31 protein-coding genes and 1 pseudogene are annotated in these 24,637 nt (G+C 26.8%); 20 read left to right on the top strand and 12 right to left on the bottom strand.

All coding sequences use genetic code 11. The features are described 5' to 3' along the window. Positions 1-7: 7 nt before the first annotated feature. From ACPB8Q_RS07370 to wtpA, 3 genes are read right to left on the bottom strand one after another with little or no spacing between them, the layout of a single operon-like run. Positions 8-895, bottom strand: a complete 888-nt coding sequence (locus ACPB8Q_RS07370) for an ATP-binding cassette domain-containing protein (RefSeq protein WP_423792531.1) — start codon at positions 893-895, stop codon at positions 8-10. A 4-nt stretch (positions 896-899) separates the two neighbouring features. Next, positions 900-1,646 (bottom strand): ABC transporter permease subunit, encoded by a 747-nt coding sequence (locus tag ACPB8Q_RS07365; RefSeq protein WP_423792530.1) that lies wholly within the window; start codon positions 1,644-1,646, stop codon positions 900-902. Between the two features lie 2 nt (positions 1,647-1,648). Beyond that, positions 1,649-2,665 (bottom strand): molybdate/tungstate ABC transporter substrate-binding protein WtpA, encoded by a 1,017-nt coding sequence (gene wtpA / locus ACPB8Q_RS07360; protein ID WP_423792529.1) that lies wholly within the window; start codon positions 2,663-2,665, stop codon positions 1,649-1,651. Positions 2,666-2,881: 216 nt separating this feature from the next. Here wtpA and ACPB8Q_RS07355 point away from each other — a divergent pair, with 216 nt between their 5' ends. Next, positions 2,882-3,352, top strand: coding sequence for a hypothetical protein (locus ACPB8Q_RS07355; protein WP_423792528.1), 471 nt, complete (start codon positions 2,882-2,884; stop codon positions 3,350-3,352). A 2-nt stretch (positions 3,353-3,354) separates the two neighbouring features. Next, positions 3,355-3,927: a zinc ribbon domain-containing protein gene (locus ACPB8Q_RS07350; RefSeq protein ID WP_423792527.1), complete on the top strand. Its 573-nt coding sequence runs from the start codon at positions 3,355-3,357 to the stop codon at positions 3,925-3,927. On the opposite strand, the gene ACPB8Q_RS07345 is transcribed toward ACPB8Q_RS07350, so the two are convergent. Further along, complete coding sequence (locus tag ACPB8Q_RS07345) at positions 3,910-4,605, bottom strand: PHP domain-containing protein (protein WP_423792526.1); 696 nt, start codon at positions 4,603-4,605, stop codon at positions 3,910-3,912. The genes ACPB8Q_RS07350 and ACPB8Q_RS07345 overlap by 18 nt on opposite strands. Before the next feature lie 108 nt (positions 4,606-4,713). On the opposite strand from ACPB8Q_RS07345, the gene ACPB8Q_RS07340 reads away from it, so the two are divergent. The 5 genes from ACPB8Q_RS07340 (at position 4,714) to ACPB8Q_RS07320 (ending at position 7,909) form a co-directional block, all read left to right on the top strand. Then, on the top strand, positions 4,714-5,238 hold the full coding sequence (locus ACPB8Q_RS07340; protein WP_423792525.1) for a cyclic nucleotide-binding/CBS domain-containing protein: 525 nt from the start codon (positions 4,714-4,716) through the stop codon (positions 5,236-5,238). Beyond that, complete coding sequence (locus ACPB8Q_RS07335) at positions 5,229-5,894, top strand: phosphoribosylanthranilate isomerase (protein WP_423793432.1); 666 nt, start codon at positions 5,229-5,231, stop codon at positions 5,892-5,894. The genes ACPB8Q_RS07340 and ACPB8Q_RS07335 overlap by 10 nt, the downstream gene beginning before the upstream one ends. Before the next feature lie 85 nt (positions 5,895-5,979). Beyond that, the gene (locus ACPB8Q_RS07330) at positions 5,980-6,588 is read left to right on the top strand and encodes a TIGR00296 family protein (protein ID WP_423792524.1); all 609 of its coding nucleotides are present in this window, start codon (positions 5,980-5,982) and stop codon (positions 6,586-6,588) included. Next, a complete protein-coding gene (locus tag ACPB8Q_RS07325) occupies positions 6,585-7,052 on the top strand; it encodes a deoxyuridine 5'-triphosphate nucleotidohydrolase (protein ID WP_423792523.1) in 468 nt (155 codons plus the stop codon). The genes ACPB8Q_RS07330 and ACPB8Q_RS07325 overlap by 4 nt, the downstream gene beginning before the upstream one ends. Further along, the gene (locus tag ACPB8Q_RS07320; RefSeq protein WP_423792522.1) at positions 7,052-7,909 is read left to right on the top strand and encodes a RimK family alpha-L-glutamate ligase; all 858 of its coding nucleotides are present in this window, start codon (positions 7,052-7,054) and stop codon (positions 7,907-7,909) included. Before ACPB8Q_RS07325 ends, ACPB8Q_RS07320 begins: the two co-directional genes overlap by 1 nt. 5 nt (positions 7,910-7,914) lie before the next feature. Here ACPB8Q_RS07320 and ACPB8Q_RS07315 read toward each other — a convergent pair whose 3' ends face one another. The 6 genes and pseudogenes from ACPB8Q_RS07315 to ACPB8Q_RS07290 all read right to left on the bottom strand — a co-directional run bounded on the left by ACPB8Q_RS07315 (position 7,915) and on the right by ACPB8Q_RS07290 (position 13,935). Next, entirely contained in the window at positions 7,915-8,301 is a 387-nt protein-coding gene (locus ACPB8Q_RS07315; protein WP_423792521.1) for a 30S ribosomal protein S8e, read from the bottom strand. Between the two features lie 164 nt (positions 8,302-8,465). Continuing rightward, positions 8,466-9,671, bottom strand: a complete 1,206-nt coding sequence (locus ACPB8Q_RS07310) for a TraB family protein (protein WP_423792520.1) — start codon at positions 9,669-9,671, stop codon at positions 8,466-8,468. Beyond that, positions 9,668-10,840, bottom strand: coding sequence for a tRNA pseudouridine(13) synthase TruD (gene truD / locus ACPB8Q_RS07305; protein ID WP_423792519.1), 1,173 nt, complete (start codon positions 10,838-10,840; stop codon positions 9,668-9,670). The genes ACPB8Q_RS07310 and truD overlap by 4 nt, the downstream gene beginning before the upstream one ends. 8 nt (positions 10,841-10,848) lie before the next feature. Then, the gene (gene bioB, locus ACPB8Q_RS07300) at positions 10,849-11,751 is read right to left on the bottom strand and encodes a biotin synthase BioB (protein WP_423792518.1); all 903 of its coding nucleotides are present in this window, start codon (positions 11,749-11,751) and stop codon (positions 10,849-10,851) included. Continuing rightward, positions 11,748-13,123, bottom strand: a pseudogene (gene trpE, locus ACPB8Q_RS07295) (anthranilate synthase component I). The gene bioB and the pseudogene trpE overlap by 4 nt, the downstream one beginning before the upstream one ends. Positions 13,124-13,290: 167 nt before the next feature. Further along, the gene (locus tag ACPB8Q_RS07290) at positions 13,291-13,935 is read right to left on the bottom strand and encodes an IS6 family transposase (protein WP_423792517.1); all 645 of its coding nucleotides are present in this window, start codon (positions 13,933-13,935) and stop codon (positions 13,291-13,293) included. Positions 13,936-14,029: 94 nt separating this feature from the next. On the opposite strand from ACPB8Q_RS07290, the gene ACPB8Q_RS07285 reads away from it, so the two are divergent. From ACPB8Q_RS07285 to ACPB8Q_RS07255, 7 genes are read left to right on the top strand one after another with little or no spacing between them, the layout of a single operon-like run. Next, positions 14,030-14,476: an RNA-binding domain-containing protein gene (locus ACPB8Q_RS07285; protein ID WP_423792516.1), complete on the top strand. Its 447-nt coding sequence runs from the start codon at positions 14,030-14,032 to the stop codon at positions 14,474-14,476. Continuing rightward, the gene (gene hypA, locus ACPB8Q_RS07280; RefSeq protein WP_423792515.1) at positions 14,469-14,855 is read left to right on the top strand and encodes a hydrogenase maturation nickel metallochaperone HypA; all 387 of its coding nucleotides are present in this window, start codon (positions 14,469-14,471) and stop codon (positions 14,853-14,855) included. The genes ACPB8Q_RS07285 and hypA overlap by 8 nt, the downstream gene beginning before the upstream one ends. Beyond that, on the top strand, positions 14,833-15,297 hold the full coding sequence (moaC, locus tag ACPB8Q_RS07275; protein ID WP_423792514.1) for a cyclic pyranopterin monophosphate synthase MoaC: 465 nt from the start codon (positions 14,833-14,835) through the stop codon (positions 15,295-15,297). Before hypA ends, moaC begins: the two co-directional genes overlap by 23 nt. Continuing rightward, entirely contained in the window at positions 15,287-15,880 is a 594-nt protein-coding gene (locus tag ACPB8Q_RS07270; RefSeq protein ID WP_423792513.1) for a segregation/condensation protein A, read from the top strand. The genes moaC and ACPB8Q_RS07270 overlap by 11 nt, the downstream gene beginning before the upstream one ends. Positions 15,881-15,882: 2 nt before the next feature. Then, the gene (locus ACPB8Q_RS07265; RefSeq protein WP_423792512.1) at positions 15,883-16,599 is read left to right on the top strand and encodes an MJ0144 family RNA dihydrouridine synthase-like protein; all 717 of its coding nucleotides are present in this window, start codon (positions 15,883-15,885) and stop codon (positions 16,597-16,599) included. A gap of 1 nt (position 16,600) precedes the next feature. Next, positions 16,601-17,479: a triphosphoribosyl-dephospho-CoA synthase gene (locus ACPB8Q_RS07260; protein ID WP_423792511.1), complete on the top strand. Its 879-nt coding sequence runs from the start codon at positions 16,601-16,603 to the stop codon at positions 17,477-17,479. Between the two features lie 4 nt (positions 17,480-17,483). Then, a complete protein-coding gene (locus ACPB8Q_RS07255; RefSeq protein ID WP_423792510.1) occupies positions 17,484-18,062 on the top strand; it encodes a DUF366 family protein in 579 nt (192 codons plus the stop codon). Here ACPB8Q_RS07255 and fbp read toward each other — a convergent pair whose 3' ends face one another. Next, positions 18,063-19,223, bottom strand: a complete 1,161-nt coding sequence (gene fbp, locus ACPB8Q_RS07250) for a fructose-1,6-bisphosphatase (RefSeq protein ID WP_423792509.1) — start codon at positions 19,221-19,223, stop codon at positions 18,063-18,065. A 130-nt stretch (positions 19,224-19,353) separates the two neighbouring features. On the opposite strand from fbp, the gene ACPB8Q_RS07245 reads away from it, so the two are divergent. Beyond that, on the top strand, positions 19,354-20,121 hold the full coding sequence (locus ACPB8Q_RS07245; RefSeq protein WP_423792508.1) for a TSUP family transporter: 768 nt from the start codon (positions 19,354-19,356) through the stop codon (positions 20,119-20,121). Here ACPB8Q_RS07245 and ACPB8Q_RS07240 read toward each other — a convergent pair. Continuing rightward, positions 20,104-20,655 (bottom strand): DUF2226 domain-containing protein, encoded by a 552-nt coding sequence (locus ACPB8Q_RS07240; RefSeq protein ID WP_423792507.1) that lies wholly within the window; start codon positions 20,653-20,655, stop codon positions 20,104-20,106. The two genes, ACPB8Q_RS07245 and ACPB8Q_RS07240, sit on opposite strands and share 18 nt — an antisense overlap. A 45-nt stretch (positions 20,656-20,700) precedes the next feature. Between ACPB8Q_RS07240 and ACPB8Q_RS07235 the strand changes: the two genes are divergently transcribed. The 5 genes from ACPB8Q_RS07235 to ACPB8Q_RS07215 all read left to right on the top strand — a co-directional run bounded on the left by ACPB8Q_RS07235 (position 20,701) and on the right by ACPB8Q_RS07215 (position 24,636). Continuing rightward, entirely contained in the window at positions 20,701-21,066 is a 366-nt protein-coding gene (locus tag ACPB8Q_RS07235) for a stage II sporulation protein M (RefSeq protein WP_423793431.1), read from the top strand. 351 nt (positions 21,067-21,417) lie between these two features. Further along, positions 21,418-21,885, top strand: coding sequence for a hypothetical protein (locus tag ACPB8Q_RS07230; protein ID WP_423792506.1), 468 nt, complete (start codon positions 21,418-21,420; stop codon positions 21,883-21,885). Next, positions 21,885-22,421 (top strand): stage II sporulation protein M, encoded by a 537-nt coding sequence (locus ACPB8Q_RS07225; RefSeq protein ID WP_423792505.1) that lies wholly within the window; start codon positions 21,885-21,887, stop codon positions 22,419-22,421. Before ACPB8Q_RS07230 ends, ACPB8Q_RS07225 begins: the two co-directional genes overlap by 1 nt. Positions 22,422-22,476: 55 nt before the next feature. After that, entirely contained in the window at positions 22,477-23,136 is a 660-nt protein-coding gene (locus ACPB8Q_RS07220; protein WP_423792504.1) for a YIP1 family protein, read from the top strand. Positions 23,137-23,139: 3 nt separating this feature from the next. Then, complete coding sequence (locus tag ACPB8Q_RS07215) at positions 23,140-24,636, top strand: COG1361 S-layer family protein (protein WP_423792503.1); 1,497 nt, start codon at positions 23,140-23,142, stop codon at positions 24,634-24,636. The last annotated feature ends 1 nt before the right edge of the window (position 24,637 follow it).

Genomic DNA, 24,637 nt, shown 5'->3' with positions numbered 1-24,637 from the left:
TTTATATTTATTTAACTAAATCTTTAAAACTGACACTCACATAGTCTCCAATATTATAGTTTTTATTGGTATATGCTACAATTATGGTGTTGTTATATTCAACAAAAACCTTCTTATAGAATCCATAATCAATAACATTAGTTATTTTACAATCTTTTCCATCAGTTAAAATTACATCTTCTGGTGGAATTATTTTATTATCAACAATATTATAGCCCAAGAATTTAGCTATTTTTTTATTGTTTGGTTTTTTTAGTACTTCTTTGCCTCCAAAAGCTAAAAGTTCTCCTTCTATAAATATACCTATTTTTTTACCTAATGTTCTTGCTTCAGCTAAATCATGTGTTATATGTATAACAGGAATATAATCTATTTTTTTTAACTCAGCTATAATTTCCTCTTTAATTTTAATATCTACTGCTGATGTAGGTTCATCTAATAATAAAATAGAAGGTTTTAAAATTAAAGCCCTTGCTAATGCCACTCTCTGCTGTTCTCCTCCACTTAAAGTATTTGGCTTTCTATCTAAAAGATGAGAAATATTTAAAAATTCAGCAATTTCTTTTACCTTTTTTTCAATTTCAATTTTATTTACTTTTCTAATTATCAATCCATAAGCAATATTTTTATAAACATTTTTATGTGGAAAAAGAGCATAATTTTGAGGAACATATCCAATATTCCTTTTTTCTGGTGGTAAGTGAGTTATATCATCTCCATTTAAATATATCCTACCCTTTTCTGGATAAAGTATTCCTGCAATACATTTCAATAGAATTGATTTTCCTGCACCACTTGGACCAAGAATTATACAATACTCTTTATTAAGCTTAAAAGAGATGTTTTTAAGTTCAAAATTTTTAAATTTTTTATGTAAATTTTCAACTATAAGCATATTCCTACCTTTTGGTTATTCCTCTTAATATAGCAAATAGTAATATACTAACTAAAATCATACATGCAGCTATAGGTTTTGATGCAGGCAATCCAAAATTAATGAATCTTTCATATATCAACACTGGAATTGTTTTTGGATAGTATGCAATAATAAGAATAGCTCCAACTTCACTTATACCTCTTGCAAAACATAAAATACATCCTGAAACAATATTGTTTTTTATTAGAGGTAGAGAAACATTAAAGAAAGTTTTTATTTTAGAGGCTCCTAATGTCCTTGATACATATTCTAATTCCTCATCTACACTTAAAAATCCATCTCTAATGCTATTTACCATAAAAGGAATACCAACAAATAGATAAACTAATACAATCCCCCAAAAGTTATCTACAATATAATTACCCAAAAGTTTGAAAAAATTAATTCCATAAATTAATAATAGTAACATAATTCCTATAACACTATGAGGGATAGCTATAGGTATATCAATTAAAGCCTCAAAAACACTTTTAAATTTAAAGTTGTATCTTGCCAAAAAATAGCCTGTTGGGATACCAAAAATTAAAGCTATAAATGTAGCAACAAATCCAGCTAAAAAAGTTGTTTTAAATGCATCTAACACTTCCTCATCAATATATGAAAAATCACCATGATTTATAAGTAAGTTAAGAATAGGTAAGAGTATAAAGATAAAAATAATAGTTGATAAAAAGATTATTAATATATCAAAATAATTTATTTTTCCCATAACTATCCATTTTCAATTTTTACTAAATTTCTTAGCTCTTCTGGGACATTTCCAACAGCTACATTCATTGGAGGTTGTCCATTCTTTTCTAATATTTCTGGATGCTCTAAGATAAATTTAACAAATTCAATACCTTCTTTTTTATGTTGAGCATTTTTAGGAACAGTTATTCCATAAACTATTGGCTTACCTTCTATACTTTTGTTAGTACTTTCTAAATATACTTTAACTTTGCTATATATATTAGAGTATTGATAATATCCTAAGTTTATCTCTTTTGGTAGTGTTACATAATTTAAATGATGTTGCTCAGCTACACTCTTATAAATAAATAGGTAATCACAAGCACCAGCTTCTAATGGAGCTAATAAATCTGTTTCTTTACTTCTCATTATTATTTTATTAGTATTTACTTTCAAATCTTTTGGGACAACTATAATATAGCTATTATTTTTATTCTCTACATGAATATTAGAATTATTTAGTACCAATGTCTCATATATAGGTTGATTATAGTATAAATCAGCTAATTTTAAAACCATTTGGGCTCTATAACCACAAGGGTCATCATTTGGATTTGAAAATCCTATTTTTACATCTTTTCTCTCTAAAATTTTATACCAATTTTTTTCATTTATCTCACTATGATACTTACTTTTATTTGTGTATGCTAAAACAATCTCATTTCTTGCAAACATAATATACCAATCTGCATATTTAGGCATCATCATTTTGGGGATTAAGGAATAATCAGCTACTGCTAAAACATCAGCATTTTCATGTAAATCTATAATCTTCCTTACACATGTAACACTTCCAGCTGGTTCTCTCTCTACAACAATATTAGGATGTTCTTTTTCAAACATTTTAGAATATTCTTCAAATGGAACAGACAAACTTCCTGCATGGAATATCTTTAAAACTATTTTTTTATTTTCCTGCTGATTTCCTACATTTACACATCCAGCTAATAATATTGAACCTATAACAAAAAATATTAATATTGTTGTTTTTTTCATAGATATCACCTAAGTGATATGTACGGTTGTTCATATCTAATATCTGATATTTATATGTTAATGTTAATTAATTATATTGCATATAAAAATTTTTGCCTATACAAGTTCAACAAATATACGTTTAAGAGATAAAAAATAAGGATTTTATAGTATTTAGCACTAAAATATTAAGAGTAGGTAGGATTTACTAATACATTATGTGTGGGGTAATTATTTATGAACAGTAAATATCTTATTGTATTGGTTTTAGTGACTACAATTTTCTTAGGCTGTTTAAATCCAGGATACCCTGACATTTTATACAAGGAATACAATGTAGTTAAAATCCAAAATACGACAATAGATGGGAAAAATGTTATAATTGTCTATCAAATGATAAATAAATTAAATCCAAAGATAATACCTGGAAATTTGGATATAGACACAAAGTATAAAATATTGATGATTACATATTATGTTTTTAAAAATACAAATGCAGATGAAGTTCAGATAATTTGTTATTATAACAATTCAGGAAATCCTATTGTATATTATAAGTTTAAGATAGATAGGAGAGATGCAAAACTTGTGGGGCTATTAGATATGTCCAAGGATGAGATAGCTACTGCAACATTATACTTGTTTGATAGAGCTGAGAAATTAGGAAGTTTATGGGTCAATGATAAAATACAATATCAGGTGAGATAAATATGGTTTATATAATCCCACTATCTGAAGAAGAAAAAATGAGTATTATTGCAGGATTAAGAAGTTCTGTTCCAGGAACAAGATTAATAACCTTAAGAAAATTACAAGAAATTTGTGAAAATAGACCTGAAGCAATACTTTATATGGATGCTTATGATAAAAATACTTTGAATGAAATTATTACTCTATTAAATCATATTATTGAATATGACCCTGATGAAGTTATTAGAAGAGAAGCAATGATTACTTTGGAAAAGCTAAAAAAAGCTCTTGGAGCTAAATTCACAACTTATGTTCCTATTTGTAACAACTGTAAGAATCCTGTTGATTTAGGTTGGGAATACTGCGCTAATTGTGGAGCAGAAATAGACAAAATGGTATTTGAAGAAGAAGTAAGAAGATGTAAGAATTGTAATAAATACATCTTTGACACTTGGTTATACTGTACTCACTGTGGAGTAAAATTAAAAGAAGAGGTTGAAGAAGAACTAAGATGTCCAAATTGTAAGAGGCCAATACAACCAGATTGGTTGGTTTGTCCATATTGTGGGCATAGATTAAAAAGAAAACCTTAAATTTCTGATATTTTTTAATATCTTACTATATAATTCTATATTTTTGCAATTTCCAAGTTTTCCAAAGAAATATTTTGATTTCCATGGATTTGTGTATATGTCTTGATAGTTAAATAAATATTTACTAACCTCTTTTAAACCCTTAAGTAGTGTTTTAGGTTCAATTTCATTTATATCCAATTTTATATATACATTCCCTAACTCCCATGGAAAATGAGCATCACTACCAAAAGAAACTGCAAATTTATGTTTCTTTGCATATTCCAATGCCATTATATTGGGTGTTAAATCTCTACATCTACTATTGAACACTTCAACAATATCAACTCTTTTTAAAAATTCTTTATCTTCAACAACATTAAACTTTGCTAAACTCCTCTTTCTTTTATAGTCAAATGGATGAGGCAAGATAATTAAGCCAGATTGCTCTTTAACTCTATCCATTGCCTCAAATAAATCCAAACCTTTTGGAATCTCTTCTTCAATAAATAAGCCTATAAACTCTCCTTTGTTCGTAGCTATCTCTTCTCCTGGAATTGCAAAATCTAACTTAGTGAGCTTATTATGGTCACATATAGCTGGAGTTATTCCTAACTTTTTACATTTCTTCCTTAATATAAATATTGGATTCAATGAACATTTACTAACCCAAGAATGCACATGTAAATCCACTTTCATTACACATACCCTAATTTTTATATAGATTATCTAACTATTAAGTTTAATATCATTTATATTACTTTAAGTTATTAAAAATGTTATATTACCTATTTAAAATCATTTGTAATGAGGAAGATTTTAATGGTAGGAACAGTCCCAGCATTTGTTATAATGAAAGAGCCTATTGTTGTTAGTGGGGATATTACTGTTTATGACTTAGCTAAGTTGTTAGTTGATGAAAAAAGATGTAGTGTTATTGTAGTATCAACAAAAGATAAAAATATTAAAGTAGCTCGTACTGATGATATTTTAAACAAAGTTTTAGTAAAGAAACTACCTCCAGAAGCTGTAAAAGCCTCTGAAATAGCATCAAACAATATAGTTACAGTACCTCCAGAGACATCTATAGAAGATGTTATAAAGCTAATGAAAGATAAAAAAGCTAAAGAGATTTTTGTTATTAATGAAAATGGGGAGATAGAAGGTGTGATTACAAAAGATGATATAATTGATGTTACACCTGAACTAATTGCTACATTAAAAGATTTAGTAGAGTATCTTTTATCTATAATTAATGAAACTCTCTCAGAGGATTCTCAAGATAAAGCAAAAAAAAGAATTCTACAACATCAGAAAGGTGAATACAAATAAAGATAAAAATTTGTGGTTTAACAAACAAGGAAGATGTTCAATATATTTCTAAAAAAGTTCATGCTATTGGTTTTATTATAGATGTCCCCATAAAAACTCCAAGAAAAATAAGTTTAGATAAAGCTATTTTTTTAAAAAATTATGTGCCAATTTTCACATCATTGGTAGCTGTTTTAATGCCCTCCTCTATTGAAGATGTTGTTAATGTATATAAAGAATTACAGCCTTCTGCTATACAGCTCCATGGTTATGAAGATATAGAATTTATAAAAAATTTAAAGAAGATTGTTAATATCCCAATAATCAAAGCTTTGCATATTCCAAAAGATGATAATTTAGATATAAATGAGATTATCAAAATAGCTAAAAGCTATTCTAAATATGTTGATGCTATTTTAGTAGATACAAAAATTGAAAATATAAAAATTGAAGGTAAAACCCACAATTGGGAAGTTTCTAAAAAAATTAGGGAGAATATAGATAAGCCATTAATCTTAGCTGGTGGATTAAATAAGAATAATGTTGTTGATGCTATTAAAAAAGTTCAACCTTATGGTATAGATGTCTCATCATCCTTAGAAAGTGAAAAAGGAAAAAAAGATTATAAGAAAGTAGATGAATTTTTAGGAGTAGTTTATAAATATCTTTATCAATAAAATTTTATTTATGCGATGATGATAGGGTTATAGGCTGATTTATGATGATGCCTGGGACGACTGAGCTTTAAATTTTGGTGATAGAATGAGATTATTAACCTTAGAAGAGGGAACTTTTGCTGTTAAATTTGCAAGAGCTGTTATAGAGAGTTATTTAAAAGGAGAAGATTTAGTTATTGAAGATTATCCAGAAGTTTTTAATGAAAAAAGAGGATGTTTTTGCTCTCTACATACATATCCAGATAGAGAACTAAGAGGATGTATTGGCTTTCCTGAACCAATTCTTCCATTAATTGAAGCTTTAAAAGAAGCTGCTATTTCAGCTGCTACAAGAGACCCAAGATTTCCACCAGTAACTTTGGATGAGATGGATGGTATTGTTGTTGAAGTAAGTATTTTAACAAAACCAGAACTAATAGAAGTTAATCATCCAAAAGAGTATTTAGAGAAGATAGTTATTGGTAGAGATGGCTTAATTATTGAATATGGGCCATATAGAGGTCTATTACTTCCACAAGTTCCTGTTGAGTATGGCTGGGATGTAGAAGAGTTTTTAGCTCATCTATGTTTGAAAGCTGGCTTACCACCAGATGCTTGGCTGTTAGATGGTGTAAAAATATACAGATTCCAAGCTCAAATTTTTGAGGAAGTAGAGCCAAGAGGTAGAGTTGTAGAGAAAAAGCTGATACCATGATTGTATCTATTGATGAAATAAAAAATTTTTTTAAGAACTTGGATAACAAACAAGTACAGCAGTGTGGAGTTGATTTAAGAGTTTGGAAAATTTTTGAAATAGAAGATGGTGGAGAAATAGATTTTACAAATGAAAAAAGAAAACTTCCAAACTATAAGGAGATATTTAACTCTGAAAAAGATGATTATATTCTATTAAAGAGAGGAGAGTACTTAGTTAAAGTATATGATTACTTAAAAATTCCTCAGAATGTTGCAGGATTTGTTTATCCAAGAAGTTCTTTGTTAAGGATGGGAGCCACTATTTACTCAGCTGTCCATGACCCTGGATATGAAGGATATCCAGAATATCTATTAAAAGTATATAGAGATATAAAAATACATAAGTTTGCAAGAATTTGCCAGATTGTTTTTGTAAGATGTGAAAAATCAAATATTTATAATGGAATATACAAAGGGAAATAATGAGGTTGGGAATATTAACAATAGAAAGAGACAATGTAGTCAATGACCTAATAGATGTTTGTAAAAAGAAAGATATTGATTATCATGTTATCAATCCTAAAAATATAGTTACTGATTTAGATAATGTTTATCATTATAAGCTATCTTTAAAACATTTAGATGCTATTTTTGTTAGAAACCTTGGATATGATAGCTTTTTTAGATTTGATATTTTAAAATTTTTGGAAGAGTTTTGTTTTGTTGTTAATCCTTATGAAACAATAAATTTAGCATCAAATAAGTTTTTGTCTTCAATAATGTTTAAAAAGTTAGATATTCCACACCCAGAGACATATGTAACTGAGAATATATCAGAAGCTTTAAAGATTATTGATTATCTTGAAGATGCTGTTATAAAACCACTATTTGGTAGTGGGGGAGAGGGGATTATAAGATTAAAAAAAGAACATTCAATAACAAAAAAGATAAAAGATTTAGAAGAGTTTCAAAAGAAATATACTACATTTTATATTCAAAAATTTGTTGAGTGCAAATATGATGATTATAGAGATATAAGAGTTTTTATTGTTGGAGATGAACTTTATCCAATATATAGGATAGGTGGAGATAACTGGAAAAATAATATATCATTAGGAGGGAGAGTGGAGATTTGTGAGTTAGATATAGAGATGAGAAAGATATGCTACAAGGTTAAAAAAGCTTTTAATTTATATTATGGTGGAATTGATTTGTTGGAAGGAGACAAAACATATATTTTGGAGGTTAATTCTACTCCTTCATGGAAAGGAGCATCAATAATATACAATGATATTCCTGAAAAAGTATTAAATATGATTATAGAAGAAACTAAAAAATAAAAATTTTATTCTTTTATTAATACAGCATTAACAGTTCCATCTTGTCCAGGGCGTGATGTAACTCTTGCTAAACCTATCTCTGTCTCAATAATTGCTCCTTTTGTTATAACATTTCTTCTAACATAGTGTATATTTGCTTTATTTTCTTTTACAGTTAAGATTTTAACTTTTTTACAGGTGTTTGTTTCAGGGTCCATAACATTTGCATAGTTTGTTCTAACAACTTTAACTTTTAAGTTTCCACCTCTTGTTCTAACTTTTTTTATTTTTCTATCTTCTGATATATGTGTTTCAATTGGCTCTCTTCCCATTTCATATTTTCTCTTTTTTCTTGCTAATCTATATAATCCTCCTGTTGGTTTTCTTCTACTTTTACCTTGCCAAACACTCATGTTTTCCCCTCTTAACTATTTAGTGGATACTAAAAACATTAAATAATAGTTGAGTATATATATAATTATCTGTCATCAAATAATAAACAAAAAATTTATAAATTTAAATAAGTAAGTATATGAATTAATATAATTAATTTATTATTTTTAATTCCTCATCACTTTTATAAAAAGGTTTGAATCGTTAGAAACAAGGTTGGGAATAAAATAAAAATATGTGTAAATTTTCCTAAGCAATAGAATACACCAATAGTTGCTCCTAAGTTTGATAAAGTAGCAACAAGTAATATTCTAAATAAGTTGTTATTTAATAAATCTTTTAAATCTGCCTCAAATAAATTAACAATATCTTTATCAGTTATTTCTCTAAATTTTAACTCTACTAATCCTGCAACTGTTCCAACTGCTGCAAAAGGTAAAGGGATTAATGTAGTTATTGGGGCAGATAAAAAGGCTATTAAAGCTGTTAATGGTTTTCCTCTTGCTAATACAACCCCCAAAGCAGCTAAACCTCCTGTAAAAATAATCCAGTTTATAGTTAATAACTTTAAAATATCTGGATTACTAATAGAATAATAAAGAATATAGCCTAAAAATGCAAATATAGCAATGGTTAATAAATATCCAAAAATCTTACTAAATTTAAATTTCTTATCTTTCACTTTTATTAGTTCATCAATATCTATCTTTTCTCCATTTTCTAATCTCTTTAGATAGTTTATTATTCCATCAACATGTCCTGCTCCTACAACAACAACTAAACTATTTTTTATTTTACTTAGCTCAAAAATCTTTTTTGCCATATATTTATCTCTCTCATCAACTAAAACATTGTATATAGTTGGAGACAATTTTTTTAACATCTCAACATATTTTTTTGGATTATTTAGTATTTCTCTTAGTTTTTCTTCATTTATCTCAATATCATCATCTTCTTCAAACAAAGCCATTAAAAATTTTATTTTTTCTTTTAGAGGCATTTTTTCTAATAATCTTGATAATGTGATGTTTATATCCCTATCAATTAAGTAAATTGGTATATTATACAGATAAGATAATTCAATTGCTTTCTTCATCTCACTACCTGGTTTTACACCAAACATCTCACCAATCTTTTTTTGAGAGTTAGATAAGAAAATATATATTAACAATTTTGTAAAATCTCCTGATTTTAATGCTTCTTTTATATCAATCTTTTTATTTTTGTTTTCAGACATTATGGTGAGAAATCTTCTTTCATCTAATTCAACAGCTATTCCTTCTGGAAGTATCTCACTTATAACTTTTTCTACTTCTTCAATACTATCCTTTGAGACATGAGCTGTTCCTACAAAGTATATTTTACAGTTGTTTATTTCAATAGTTTTCATAAAAATACCCTTTTAATTATTATTGTTGCATAACTACCTTTATCTAAAATAAAATCTAATGTTAATTTATACTTTCCTCTATAAATCTCATCTTTTTCAATAGAATATTTTAAATTCTTAGGAATAGATAAAATTTTTCTTTCAGTATATGGAAATTTACAACCTAAGACATCAATATTTTTTAAATTCTCCATCTTAATGTTTTCTTTTTTTAGAATTTTATTTATTATATTAAGATATTCTTTATCATATTCAACATCAGGAGCAATAGTTGGAAAAACTTTATTTTTCAAATTATTGAAGATGTCTTCATCAATCTTCTTATAGAAGAGAAAAGTTCCAGCTTCATAAGGATAATATACTCTATCTTCCTCTGGAATATAGTTTTTTAAAAGTTCTTTTACACATTCATTCCATAAGTAGCTTTGATAAGCAGCAACAAACAACTTTTTTAATCTGTCATCAACATAATTTAAAGCTCTTTTGAAATCTCCTGTCTCTTTTAATTCTTTTATTATATTCACATACATTTTTGCTTTTATGTTGTTTTCTTCAATATATTTATATATCTTCTTCCAATCACCCCAATTTTTTGATATAAACCTTTTTAAATCTTTTATTCTCTTTTTTTCAGATTTTTTATATTTTGTAAGTAGGATTTTTATAGCCTCTTCATAGTTTTTATTAATTATTTCCTTAGCAATAAATTTTTTATCAAAAACACTACCAAACCTCTGACTATCAAAGTAGTTAGGTGCTCCATAATCAATATATTTTAAGTTATCTTTTATCCTATCTAACTCACTCTCTTTAATATCTCTAACTGTTATTTTAAATCTATTTCCTTCTAAATCTCCCAACAATAAAAATTTACTCTCTCCAACTAATTTCAACTTTAAATTTTTCTCATTTAATTTTAATTTCCCATATTTTTTAGGAATTGATATGTATTGAGTAGTTAAGGCATGTCTATCCTTTAACCCACAGTATCCTATATCTTTTAGAGGAATTTTAAATTTTTTAGATAAGTAGGAGAAAGCTTTTAAACTCTCAATATTTCTCTTTGTTAATTTGTATAGATAACATCTGTTACCATCAACTTTATCTAAGTTAATAATCTCCTCTACAATAAAATCCTCAGGCTTAACTCTTAATTTTACCTTTTTCATCTCTATCATTATTCAATTATTTTTTTAAAATTATTTATCATCTCTAAATCATTTTTAAGGTTTCTTCCCTTTGTTGTTAAATAGTTCCCAACCATTAAACCATCCAAAGCTAATAATGATAAACTTTGAAAATCTTTTAAATAATTTCTACCTCCTGCTAATCTTATCTCACTATCTTTATTTATTATTTTAAATATTGCAATTGTTTTTAATATCTCATCAATTGATAAAGGCTGAATTATTCCTCTTTTATAAAGTTCATATGCCTTAGTCCCTTTAATAGGAATTAATATATTTATAGGAATACTATCAACTTTTAGTTTTTTTAATTCTAATGCCAACTTTATCCTATCCTCTCTACTCTCCCCTAATCCAATAATTCCACCACTACAAACCTCTAAACCCATTTTTTTGGCTAAAAGTATAGTTCTTAGCTTATCTTCATATGTGTGTGTTGTGCATATATTTTTAAAATAATCTCTGTTTGTCTCTAAATTGTTATGAATTCTAACATTTAGTTTTTTTAATTCTTTTAGTTTATCTTTATCTAACAATCCCAAAGAACAGCAAATTTTTAAGTTAGTTTCTTCTTTTAATAATTCTATTATTTCTATAATTTTACTAAATTCATCACCATTAACTTCTTTTCCACTAACAACTATACTAAACCTATTAACTTTACCATCTAAATTTTTAGCTACTTCTAAAATCTTCTCCTTTGATAAAAGAGGATAAATATTTATTTGAGTATTGTGATATATTGATTGAGCACAAAATATACAGTTCTCTTTACATAATCCACTCTTAGCATTAATTATTGAACATAAATCAATATTTTTAGATTTTTTTAGTTTAAAAGCTTTATAAAGTAGTTCTATTGTAGGGAAGTTATACAACTCTAAGTATTTCATAATCCACCAATAGCTTTTATATTAGCCATTCCTTTTCTTTCTGTCTCTTCCCATTCCTTCTCTGGAATAGAATCTGCAACAATTCCAGCTCCAACTTGAAGAGATAGAAGATTTTTGTTTAATGTATAAGTTCTTATAGTTATTGCTATATCCATAACATCATCCCAGCCAAAGTATCCAACTCCTCCTCCATATGGGCCTCTCTTAGCTTTTTCTAATTCATTTATAATTTCCATAGCCCTAACTTTTGGAGCACCACTTAAAGTCCCTGCTGGAAATGTAGCTTTAACTGCTAAGAAAGAGTCATAGTTATCTTTTAACTCTCCAACAACATTACTAACTATATGTTGAACATGGGAGTACTTCTCTATTGTCATAAATTCAGTAACTTCAACAGTTCCAAACTTTGAAATTTTTCCTATATCATTCCTTGCTAAATCAACCAACATTATATGTTCAGCTCTCTCTTTTTATCATTTAATAAAATTTTCTCTAACTCTTTATCCTCTTCCTCAGTTCTACCTCTTCTTATTGTTCCAGCTATTGGTCTTGTTACAACAATTTTTTTGTTATTTTTTATCTCTGTCCTAACCAAAATCTCTGGTGAAGAGCCAATAATCTTTCTATCTCCAAAATCTAAATAATACATATATGGAGATGGATTAATCTCTCTAAGTTTTTTATAAATATAGAATGGCTCTCCACTAAAATCAATATCTATTCTTCTTGATAATACAACCTGAAAAATATCTCCTGCAAATATATAGTCCTTAGCTTTTTCAACCATTTTTACAAATTCTTCTTTTGTTGTGTTAGATTTAATCTTTTTTATGTTTATATCTTCTTGATTTTCATGCTTAGTAAGATTTAACCAATTTTTTAAGTTTTCTATTCCTTCCTCACTATCTGATATAAGATTTATTTTATTCTCTCTTAAATCAAAGCTAATAAAATCCTTAACAATCAAAAACTCTGCATCTGGAAATTTTAAATCATCTTTTTTTTCATCCAAATCTATCCAATATCTAACAATATCATAACTTAGATATCCCACCAATCCTCCTTTAAATCTTGGATATGGATTTATTTTTGAGACATCTAAATTGTAAATATTCTTAACTTCTCTCAAAGCATCCAATGGACAACTGTATTTACCCTCCAACTCTTTTGCTTTCTCACCAAATTCTGTAAATGCCTCTACTTTTAACTTACCATCTTTAAAAATAACCTTACCTTCACATTTTCCTAATATAGTGTATCTTGAAATTTTAGACAACTCTGCACTTTCCAATAAAAAAGTATTCTCCCCTTTTATATTTCTATAGATATCTATTGGAGATATGTCCCTTAAATCTATCTTTTTTATAATCATTATACATCCACTTTTAAATTATTTGAAGTTTAATAAGATTTAATACTTTAACTGTATTACCTCATAAATTAAGTATAATATCTATAAATATATTTTGCAAACATTAAATAGTAATTAGTCAAAAATTAAAACATCAAATTTAGTATTTTTTATTAAAATAGACACTGTCAAGTTAACGACTTCAACCAATTGTAGAACATCATGAAACTTTTAATCCAGCTAACAACTGTATCGAATTTGCTGTTATTAGGAAACCTATTATAAAATGCTTTAGTTCTTCGTTTGAGTAGTGAGAAAAAGCTTTCTACACAATTTCTCAGTCCGAATCTGACTCTTTCAAATTCTAAACCCAATCTTTGCCATGCCCACGGATACCATCTTCCACCATCGACCAAAATCTTCGGCTTATTAGAGCAAAATTTTAATATACTCTTAACGAATAATATAGTATCGAGGCAGTTTCTTGTTTCAGAAACATAAACTCCCAAGCACTCTTTCGATTCAACATCAATAGCAGACCATACGTAAATATTTTCATTTCCAATCTTTAGTTTGGTCTCATCGATTGCAATTGCGTATCTTTCCTTTCTTTCAGGTTCGTTTAAAACATCTTTAATCTTGTGATAATAAGTCCTAACCGACTCATGGCTTATACTTTCGAATTGGGAACGAAACAAACTTACCTTCCTCAACGATAGTCCAAGATAATACAAAATCCCAGCTAAGATTTTAACTTCTATCGACTTCTTATTCCTTTTAAAAATCTTCTCCTCTTCGATTCTCTCCTTTAAGACTTCTATCGTGAGCTTCATATTTTATTATTTTTTATCAATTATTAATAAAAGCTTAACTTAACACTCTCATTAAAATAAAAAATAAAATTCAAAACTTTTTAGGTGATAATTAATGTTAAATTATGTTAAACTTTCTTCTATTGTTCATGCAACTGAAGATTTAGATAAGGTTATGGAAGCTATTGAGTTTTTAATTCCAGAAGATATAAATGATGAGAAAGTAGAGGTTAATGTTGTTGAAAGTGAAGGTCATTTTAGAAATCCTATAAAGTTGGTTGAGATAACCATAAAAGGTAAAGATGCTGAAAAAACATTTAAACATATATTCAATTTAATAAAATCTGATGAGAAAAATATAAATAAACTAAAAAAAGATTTGCATTTAAGAATAGAAGATAACAAATTTTTTGTTAGATTTGATAAGCAAAAAGCTTATTTGGGAAAATGTAAAGTTATAGATGGAGATGACATTATAAGAGTTATGTTTAACTTTAAAATCTTTGGAAAGGATAAAGAATCTAAAACAAAAGAAATTGTTGAAAGTGAGCTAAATGCATGAGATGTCTTTTGCCTCTGCTATGTTGAACTCTATATTAGAATCTATAAAAAGAGAAGAAGAAAATAAAAATATTAAAATAAAAAAAGTAAAAAAAATTTACTTAGAGATTGGAGAATTAACCTTTATAAATTTAGAACAGTTAAAATTTGCTTTTGAAGTTATAGCAGAGAATACTATCTGTAAGAATGCTGAAATTATAGCCAAATATATTAAACCTAAATGCAAATGCCTAAAATGTGGATATGAAGGTGAGCCAGTAGTTGAGGATATTTTAGTTTATTGTCCAAAATGTAAATCCATCTCATTAAAATTAACAGGAGGTAAGGATTTCAATATCTCTAAGGTGGAGATTGATTATGAAACTAACACATCTAACTGATAAAGGTATTCAAATGGTTGATATTTCTAAAAAAGAAGATGTTTTTAGAGAGGCAGTAGCAGAAGGTTATATAAAGCTGATGCCCAAAACTATAAACCTTATCAAAGAAAATAAAATAAAAAAGGGAAATGTTCTAACAACTGCACAAATAGCTGGAATTTTGGCTGTAAAAAAAACTTATGAGTTAATACCTCTTTGCCATCCTTTACCAATATCTTCTGTAAATATAGATTTTGAAGTATTTGAAGATAAAATAAAGGTTGTATGTACTGTAAGAACAACATACAAAACAGGAGTTGAGATGGAGGCATTAACAGGTGTAAATGTTGCTCTTCTAACTATTTGGGATATGGTTAAGAGTGTTGAAAAGGAAAATAATTATAAAGAAACTGAAATTTTTGGAGTAAGAGTAGTTAAAAAAGTGAAAAAAGATGGATATTGAATTGTGGGTAAGGATTATTAAGGAGGGTATTAAATCAAAAAAATTAAATCCTTGGGATGTTAATATTGCTGAAATAGCTGATTACTATATCAATAAAATTAAAGAACTTAAAAATTTTGATATAAAGTTATCTGCTGATGTTGTTTTAGTTGGAGGTATTTTGTTAAGATTAAAATCAGAATCACTCTATAATGAAGTAAATCCTAAGGAAGAGAAAAAAAGAAAAAAAAGAGAAAAGAAAGAGAAGATAACAACTGATGAACTTATAAATAAGGTGGATAAAGAACTAAAAAAAATTAAAAGAGAATATAAGAAAAAATCCCAAAAAGATAAAGAGATTTATGTTGATGACTTAGATGATTTGGTTAATGAGCTTATTGATGATGAGGAAGATATAGACAAGATAGTTGAAGAACTATATTTATTAATTTTAAAGGAAGAATATATAATTTTTCAGGAAAAGTTTAAAAATAGGGAAGAGAAAGTTAAATATCTTTTACCATCTTTGTATTTAGCTAATGAGAATAAAATTGATATTATACAGGAGAAATTTTTTGATAACTTAATTTTAAAAAGGAAGTAATTATGATAGCAATAGCACCAATGGCTGGCTATACAGATGGTAAGTTCTGTAGAAGATATGAGGATTTATTTGATATTGTTACATTAGGAGGATACAACTTAGATAAATATACACTAAAAGCTGCTAAGTTAATAACTGAAAGAGGTAGAAAGGAGTTTATAATTGATTTAGATAAATTCAATGAATATATTATTAATGAAATTGAATTAATAAAAAAAGCCAAGGTTAATGTAAATGTTAGATTTTTAGATATAGAGGAAGCTTATGAAAAGTTGGAAGTTATAGATACTTATGCTGATTTTATAGAGTTAAATTGCCATTGTAGGCAGAAAGAAATAACATCCTTAGGTTTAGGGCAAGAACTATTAAAAAATAGGTATCTTTTATATAAATTTTTAAATAAGATGGATAGATTTGATAAAGTTTTATTAAAGATAAGATTAAACTATATTCCATTAAATGATTTAATAGACACTCTAAACTATGTTAGAGAGTTGTTTTATGGGTTGCATATAGATTGTTTTTATCCAAATAAACCATATCCTGATATAGAAAGTTTAAAAATAATTTCAGAGGAGTTTAAAGATAAATTTATTATTGGAAATAATTCAATTGATTCATTAGAAAGGGCTAAGGAAATGCTAAAATACTCTGATTGTATATCCATAGCAAGAGCATTATTAAAAAATAAAATAGATTGGGTTAAATTAGTGAGATAGTATGGAGCCATTTGATATAATGAAAGCTTCACAAATTGCATGTTGTTTAGAAGTTAGCTCTTTTAAACCTGGTAATGTACATAGAAATAGAGATTTTGATGATATTAAATATCATCATTTTATAGCCTCTGGAATTGGATTTGGTAATGTTGTTTATGAAGCAGCAAAAGATAACAAAAATTTAGGGATGTATATTAAAAAGGCAGTTGAAGAAAGCAAAAAATGGAGTCCTACAAATGCAAATTTAGGAATTGTTATTTTACATATCCCACTATCTATGGCTGCTGGAAAATTGAATATTTTTAGTGTAAAAAAACTAAAAAAGAACTTAGAAAAAATTTTAAAAAATACAACAGTTGAAGATGCCTTAAACTTTTATGATGCTGTCCTCTTAGCAAATCCAAATATTGGAAAAGCTAAAAAAGGCCCAGATGCTTTCTCAAATAATGCAAAGATTGAAATATTTGAAAAGAATTTAACACTTTATGATATATTTAAAATATCCTCTGAATGGGATAATATAAGTAAGGAGATGGTAACTAACTATAAAATATCATTTGAAGGATATGAATATTTAAAAAAATATTATGAGAGCGATGGGATAAATTTGGCTATAACAAAAACATACTTGAAAATATTGTCTAAATATCCAGATACTTTAATAGCAAGAAAAAAAGGTTATGATGTTGCTGAGGAAGTTTCTAAGTTGGCTAAGGAGATAATTGATGATTTTAGCATTGACAAAGTTATAATTTTTGATAACTACTTATCTAAGGAAGGAAACAAGTTAAATCCAGGAACAACAGCTGATATAGTTGCAAGTTCATTAATGATTTTTTTATTGGAAAAGATAGATAAAGGAGAGACTATTTTAAAGTGAAAAAATGAAGGCTATTGATTTCAGCTATATAACTGTCGTTTTTGTAGATAACTTAGATTATACAGGAAAAGAAATAAAAGAATTATGGGCTTTTGAGACATTTAATATTCAGAAGGATAGTATTGTGGCATTTAGAGGTAAAATGGAAGTAAAAAGAGAATTTATGAAAGATTTGAAAGATTTAAAAAGGGAAAAAATAGATATGCCAATAGTTTCAGATGATTCTATAAACTTTATTGTTGAGCATTTTGATGTTTCTCTTAGAGATATTTATTTTAGACAGAGATTATTAATTTTTATAGCCAAAGAAATTATTGAAAATTATGGAGTTAAATTATATAGAGATGGAGATGATTTATACTACAAAAATAAAAAATTATCTGTCTCAATAGCTTGTAAAGGAATAGTTAGTGGTAAAATACACTTAGGAATAAATGTAAAATCTAAAAAAATCCATGTGCCTATTGTTGGTCTAGAAGATTTAGGTTTAGATGCCAACAAAATTATGGAAGAAATTGCTCTAAAATATGCAAATGAAATAGAAAAAATAGAAAAAGATTTAAGAAAAACTAAACCATTGTAGTTATTCTACATCTCCTCTATCTTCTCTTTTTATTCCTCCTTCTTCTACTAATTCTAAACCTTCTAATGGGATAAATCTATCCTCTAATGCTTTTAAAACTTTTGGGACAGTTGTATATTCCATCATTGTAGCAGGTAATCTATGTGGTTGGAATGGTCCCATTTTTCTTATAATATCAGCCATTTCTAAAGCTTTTTCTCTTGCTTTATCAAATCCTTTATCAGCAAATAAATCATTTGGTCCAATTAATAATCCATCACTTAATTGGAATCCTAATGCAATTATTCTTGGTGGTCCGTCAAATCTTGTTGGTCTTGCATCATCTTCACTAACTGGCATTAATGGTCCCCAATGGCTACCTCTCATCCAACCAGGAACAAAGTGTGGATTTGCAAACGGTTCTAAAACTTCTCCAACTGCTGGGAATCCACTTTGTGCTCTAACTATTGCAACAGGGTCATCTTTTCCAACATATTCTCCTGCTATGTAGTTTAATTTTTCTGTTGATACAACAGCAGCAATTTCATTATCTTTTCTTCTGAATATTCTTTTTATTGCATATCTTTCATAATCTCCTATTAAAGCTAAGAGCATATACATCTCTTCAGGTGTCTCTAAGAAAACTTTTTTATGTCCAACAACATCATGAACCTCAAACCTAAATCCAGATATCATAGAGGGGTCAAAAACTAAACCAGCTGTATTGAATGGGTCAGCAAACATCTTGAACAGTGGTAAGTTGAAAGCTGTTGGGTCTGTTTTATCACAGCAGAAAACAACTATTGGCTCACTTTTTCTTTCAACAAATTCCATCTCTGCACATCCTGGACCAAGACCTCTAACATTTCCAGAGAAACTATCAGCTAATAAATCTTGTCCTGCTCCATATAATTTTAACTCCTTAGCTATTTCTGTTGCTTTTTCAAAAGCTTTCCAAGCCAATCCATGAACTTTTTCATTGTCACATCCTAATTTATGAGTCATAATTAAATCTATGTCATCTCCACATCTTGTAACATAATAGTCAATGAGTATCTCATCAACAGCTTCCTCTAAAACAGCCTCACAAGCCTCTAATAACTCTTCAGGAGCTTCTGTATGCCCACATAATCCTCCAACATCAGCTTTTATAACAGATACTGTTATCTTTTCATTTTCCATATTTTCTACCTCCCTCCTAAACAATATATTTTATTTATTTTATTGTAACTTACTTAATTAAAATTAAGAAATAATAATATTATATAAATTTTGTTTAAGACATTAATTATAATGTTGAGGTTTAGTAATTATGTATGAAATTTACCTGTTTATACTTATATTAATTTTTTCAGGAATATTTATTGGAGTATTAGGTAGTTTATTAGGATTAGGTGGTGGATTTTTAATAACTCCAATATTAACCTTTATATTTTCTTTTTATCAGATTGAAGATGCTGTAAAATTTGCAGTAGGAACTTCTTCATTAGTTGTATTTCTAAATTCATTAATTGGATGTTATAGACATAAAAAAGATATTTATGTTGTGGAATCCATTAAATTAGGACTTATTAGCTTAATATTTTCTTATTTAACAGGATTTTTTGTAGTTAATTATTTGCCATCCTATTTGTTAAAAATACTATTAGGATTTTTTTTATTATTTTTAAGTTTTTATACAATAATCCCTAAACCAAAAATTAAAAATAATTTTAGCATTTTTGTTGGAATTATAGCAGGAATTTGTTCAGGATTATTTGGTATTGGAGGAGGTTTAATATTCACACCACTATTAAGCTTAATTTATGATAATAAAAAAGCAGTTAGAATATCTATTGGTGCTGTCCCATTAACTTCTTTTGGTTCAGTTTTGTCATATTTAACTGCAAAAGTAGATAATGTATGTGGAAATATTGGTTATGTCTCTTTGCCAATAACTATATTAATTATGATTCCTATGTTGTTTTCATCTAAATTGGGATATAGACTATATAATATTTTAAATGAAAAACAAGTAAATATAATTTTATTTGTAATTTTATTTGTTATTGGAACTATGATATTAATCAACAGCTATTGAAATTACTATATTGAGATTAGGATACATATTTTTTAGATTTTTTAATAGTATCTTTTTAATTGAGTCAATATTGACATCTTTTTTAAATATTCCAAAAACTTTTTTGGATATTACTTTTATATCTACAATTATTAACTTATCTTGTACATCAATACCAATGTTATAATCCTCTATTACATCATTATGTTTTAAAATAGATAAAATTTCTTCAATATTATTGTAAATATGTGATTTGTTAAGATTTTCTGTTGCTAAGTCATTAAATTCAAATGTCTCTTTAATTATACTTTTTATAAAATCATCATCAGGTTCTTTTATATTAAACTTCTTTAAAAGTTCATCTCTTGATGCACATTCTTTTTGAAAATTATCACATGGTAACAGTAGGTAAGAATAACAGAGATTATTAATTATATCTATAAATTCATCCAAATTAGTATCCTTTATATATCCTTCAATTTTTACCATTGTGTCATAGTATCTTTTTCTTATTATATTCCCACGATATTCTATTTCTATATCTGAATTTATCATAATTTTGCAGTTATCTATAAAATAATCAATAGTTGTATTAATGACATAAAAACTAAAAATTATTTTTTATCTTCATCAAAATTCAGTCCAGCACCTTTATCTTTAATTCTGACAAATAACCTAAAAGTTATCTTTTTAATGTTAGCAGGTTCTATTACCTTCGGTTTATCTACTTTTATAAATTTAATTTTTAACGGTTTCAATGTTGGAGTTTTAATCGGTTCTACATTCTTAACAAATGAACCGTTAAAACTAATTTTAGCTTTAATCCTTCCGCACGGTATATTCGAAATTCCGGCTATATTAATATCAGCAATAGCTGGCTTTAAAATTTCTTATATTCTAATAGTTATAGCTGCTTTTGTAGAAGTTTATGTTACTTCTAAAATAGCAAATTATATACTAACATAACTTTACATTTATAAACCATTTTATTATTTTTTAGTTATTTAAAAATTCTAATCGGAAACGTTTTATACTTTACTATTTGATTAAAATCATAATATATACAGGGGTTTTGTATTATTATTTTAATGAAAAATTTGGAAATCGAAGTAGTAGATAAGTAAAGTAATATAAAAAATTAAAAAATAGTTGGCGATGACGCTTCGATGTAGGAGCTGAGCCTACCGCACAACCACCAATAAAGGGTGGCAATATGAAATTTTTGAAGAATGGTGTATGTAAGATTTTCGGAGCTTTGGTCTTAGTTAATATAAATATAATTTATTTTAATTTTTAATTTTTTTTTTGGTGATATTTATGAGAAATATTGCACACTCATGGATAAATAATCCAAATGTTGTTGGATTACTTTTAATGATTGAAGGTATATTTTTCTGGATTGTTCCAATATTACTTTCTAACTTTTATTTAAATTATGGTATGCCCCTACTAAAAAATATTTTTAATGTTTCAGTGGTTTTAGTTGCAATAGGAATGCTAATTGGATTTTATTTGTCAAAAATTCTATTAAGTAAAAATATTAAAAAGTATGTCATATTTGAAAAAAAGAACCTTGAAAAATTTTTTAAGATATTTTTATTTTCATTTCCATTAGTTATTTTACTTTCTGCAATATTAATAAAATATCTTATTATTTATCCTTTAACTTCTCAGCAATTAGAATGTTTGTTTATTATATTAATATTAAGTTATGCTGGAGGCTTTGTTTTTGCCTTTGGAGTAAATATTCTTAAAAACTGGAATCAATCACATGGAATAAAATAATGAAAGTGAATATAGAAATATATAAAATTTTGCCAATAATTATTTTTATACTTGGATTTATATATGGGCTTTTTACACCGTTAAATATATTTAGTGGAATAGATTTATCTACTGCTAATTTTCTACCAAAGTGTTCGTTTTTTGGAATCTTGTTTAATAATCTAAAGGTAGTATTTACTAACATATTGGGAGGAGTATTTTTAGTTCCTATTATATATAATCTTGTAGTTAATGGATTTGCATTAGCGATTCAATTTAAGGCATTAGCTTTATTAGAAAACTGGTTTTTTGTTTTAGTCACTACTCTACCGCACGGTATATTCGAAATTCCAGCTATATTAATATCAGCAATAGCTGGCTTTAAAATTCCTTATGAAGTAACTCTTTATTTATTAGATAAAAAAGAAAAACCAATAACTAATGAGGATATAAAAGAGTTCCTAAAATTATCTTTAATTTCAATAATTCTAATAGTTATAGCTGCTTTTGTAGAAGTTTATATTACTCCTAAAATAGCAAATTATATACTAACATAAAGATTTAAATACAATAAACAATAAAACTAATTAAAAAATATAATGAGGGATATTAATGAATATAATTGAAGTTTTAATAAATCCGGATACATTCTTTAAAAAACTTTCTCAAAAAGAAATTTCTCTAAAAGAGCCATTTTTGATTGTTTTAGTTTTTTCTATACTAATATCAATCTCTACCTATATATCAACTTCAGTAATGTTTAAAATCTTCCCTCCTCAGTATCAACAGATTATGTCTTTCATAAAAGTTATTAGTTTAATATCAACATTTATTGGAGGACTTATTTCCTGGATAATTATAGCTGGAATTATGCATCTTATTTCAATTGCATTTAAAGGAAAAGGAAAATTTAAAAAAACTTTATCTTTTGTTGGTTATGGATTCCTCCCAAATATAATTGGAGCATTAATAACAATTCCTATTGCTTACTATTATCTCTCACATATCCATGTTCAACCATTATCTATAGAACAACTACAAAATCCAATAATTGTCCAAAAAGTTGTAAAAAGTATAATTCCTAAAAGTTTAGTTTATTTTAACTTATTTGTGGGAATTGGTGTAACTTTATGGAACCTTTATATTTGGACATTTGCAATAAAATATGCAAGAAACTTAGATATCAAAAAAGCTTTTATAACTGCATTGATACCAACTATCATATTTGGTTTGTATCAACTATATAACATAATAAAACTAATATTTGGTTAAACCATGATAAGAAAAGTTATCTTAATAATTTTAATGTTTTTAATGTTGAGCTTTTCCTATTCTTATATAACATTTAAGAGCTTTGACTATAAAGCAGAATATTTAGAGCCAGGAAAAACATATGATGTGTATGTTGTTATAGAAACTGATAAAGAAATAAATAATACAATTCTATATTTGAAACCTTTTAATAACATAACAAAGGAAAATATTGAGTTTATTAAAGATAGAGCATGGATAGGAAAGTTGTTTCCAGGAGATGTTGGAGTAGGACACTTTATTATAAAAATTAAGCCATCAGCTTTTAGCTATGATTATAAAGTAGTTGTTTATTGTGAATATAACTATAAAGATAAGGTATATAAAGAAAATAGAGTTTTTACTCTTCCAGTAAGAGGAAAATCATACTTAACCATAGAGCCATTAACAAACACATTGAAAGTAGGAAATAACAAAATTACTTTATTAGTAACAAATTCAGGAACAGGAACAGCAAATGATATAAAAATAGATTTTTATGGAGATAACTTAGATATCTTAGGACAAAGTTCTTTTTACATATCCTCTCTAACCCCTGGATTCTCAAAATGTATATATTTAGATGTATATGCAAAAACTAATGGAGTAGGTATATTAAAATATAAAATTTCATATACAAATCCATACAATCTATTAGAGCTAACTCAAAAGTCTGAGACAATCTCTTATGACTCTAAATCTGAAACTTTAACATATAAAAACCTAAAATCTGAGACAGAGGAGGGAACAATAAACTTCTATATCTATCCTCAATCAGCAATTATTGTTAATTTAGAAAATTCAAGTTTAACTGTTGGTAAATTGGAAAATATCTCTTTTTTAATTAAAAATAACTACAAAGATGCATTATTTATTTTAAAACTAAATAATTCTATTGGTAATAATGAAAAATATATTTACATTAAGAAAGGGACTACCAAAAAAGTCAATTTCTTAGTTAAATTTGATAAAGTTGGAATATATCCACTAAACTTAGAGATATATGCTGATAAGTTAGATATTAAAAAAACATTCTTAGTTAATGTTGTTGGAAAGGCAGATTTAGTATTTAGTCAGTTAGATGTAGAGAATAATGGTTATATCAAAATAACAGGGGATATAGACAACATAGGTAGTGGAGTAGCTAAATCTGTTCTTTTATCAATTGAAGAAAATAAAGATATTAAACCTCTTAGACCTTATGAGAGCTACTTTGTAGGAACTTTAAATCCTGATGACTATGCAAGTTTTGAACTTCACTGCCAAATTGATGAAAATGTAAGTGAAATTCCAATTAAAATAACTTATAGAGATGAAAACAACAACTTAATAACAATTTATAGAACAATAAAAATACAGAATTTGAATACTACCAATCAAAACAATAAAGAAAACAATAATTACCTATTAATTGGTTTTGGTATTCTCTTTCTATTAGGAGTTTTATTTTTAATTTACAAAGGATTTAGAAGGATGTTATAAA

The sequence above is a fragment of the Methanocaldococcus indicus genome (assembly GCF_049554935.1).
GTDB lineage: Archaea > AGJL01 > Methanococci > Methanococcales > Methanocaldococcaceae > Methanocaldococcus > Methanocaldococcus indicus.
Note: the sequence above shows the minus strand (reverse complement) of the source record. Positions and strands in the feature narration are given on the sequence as shown.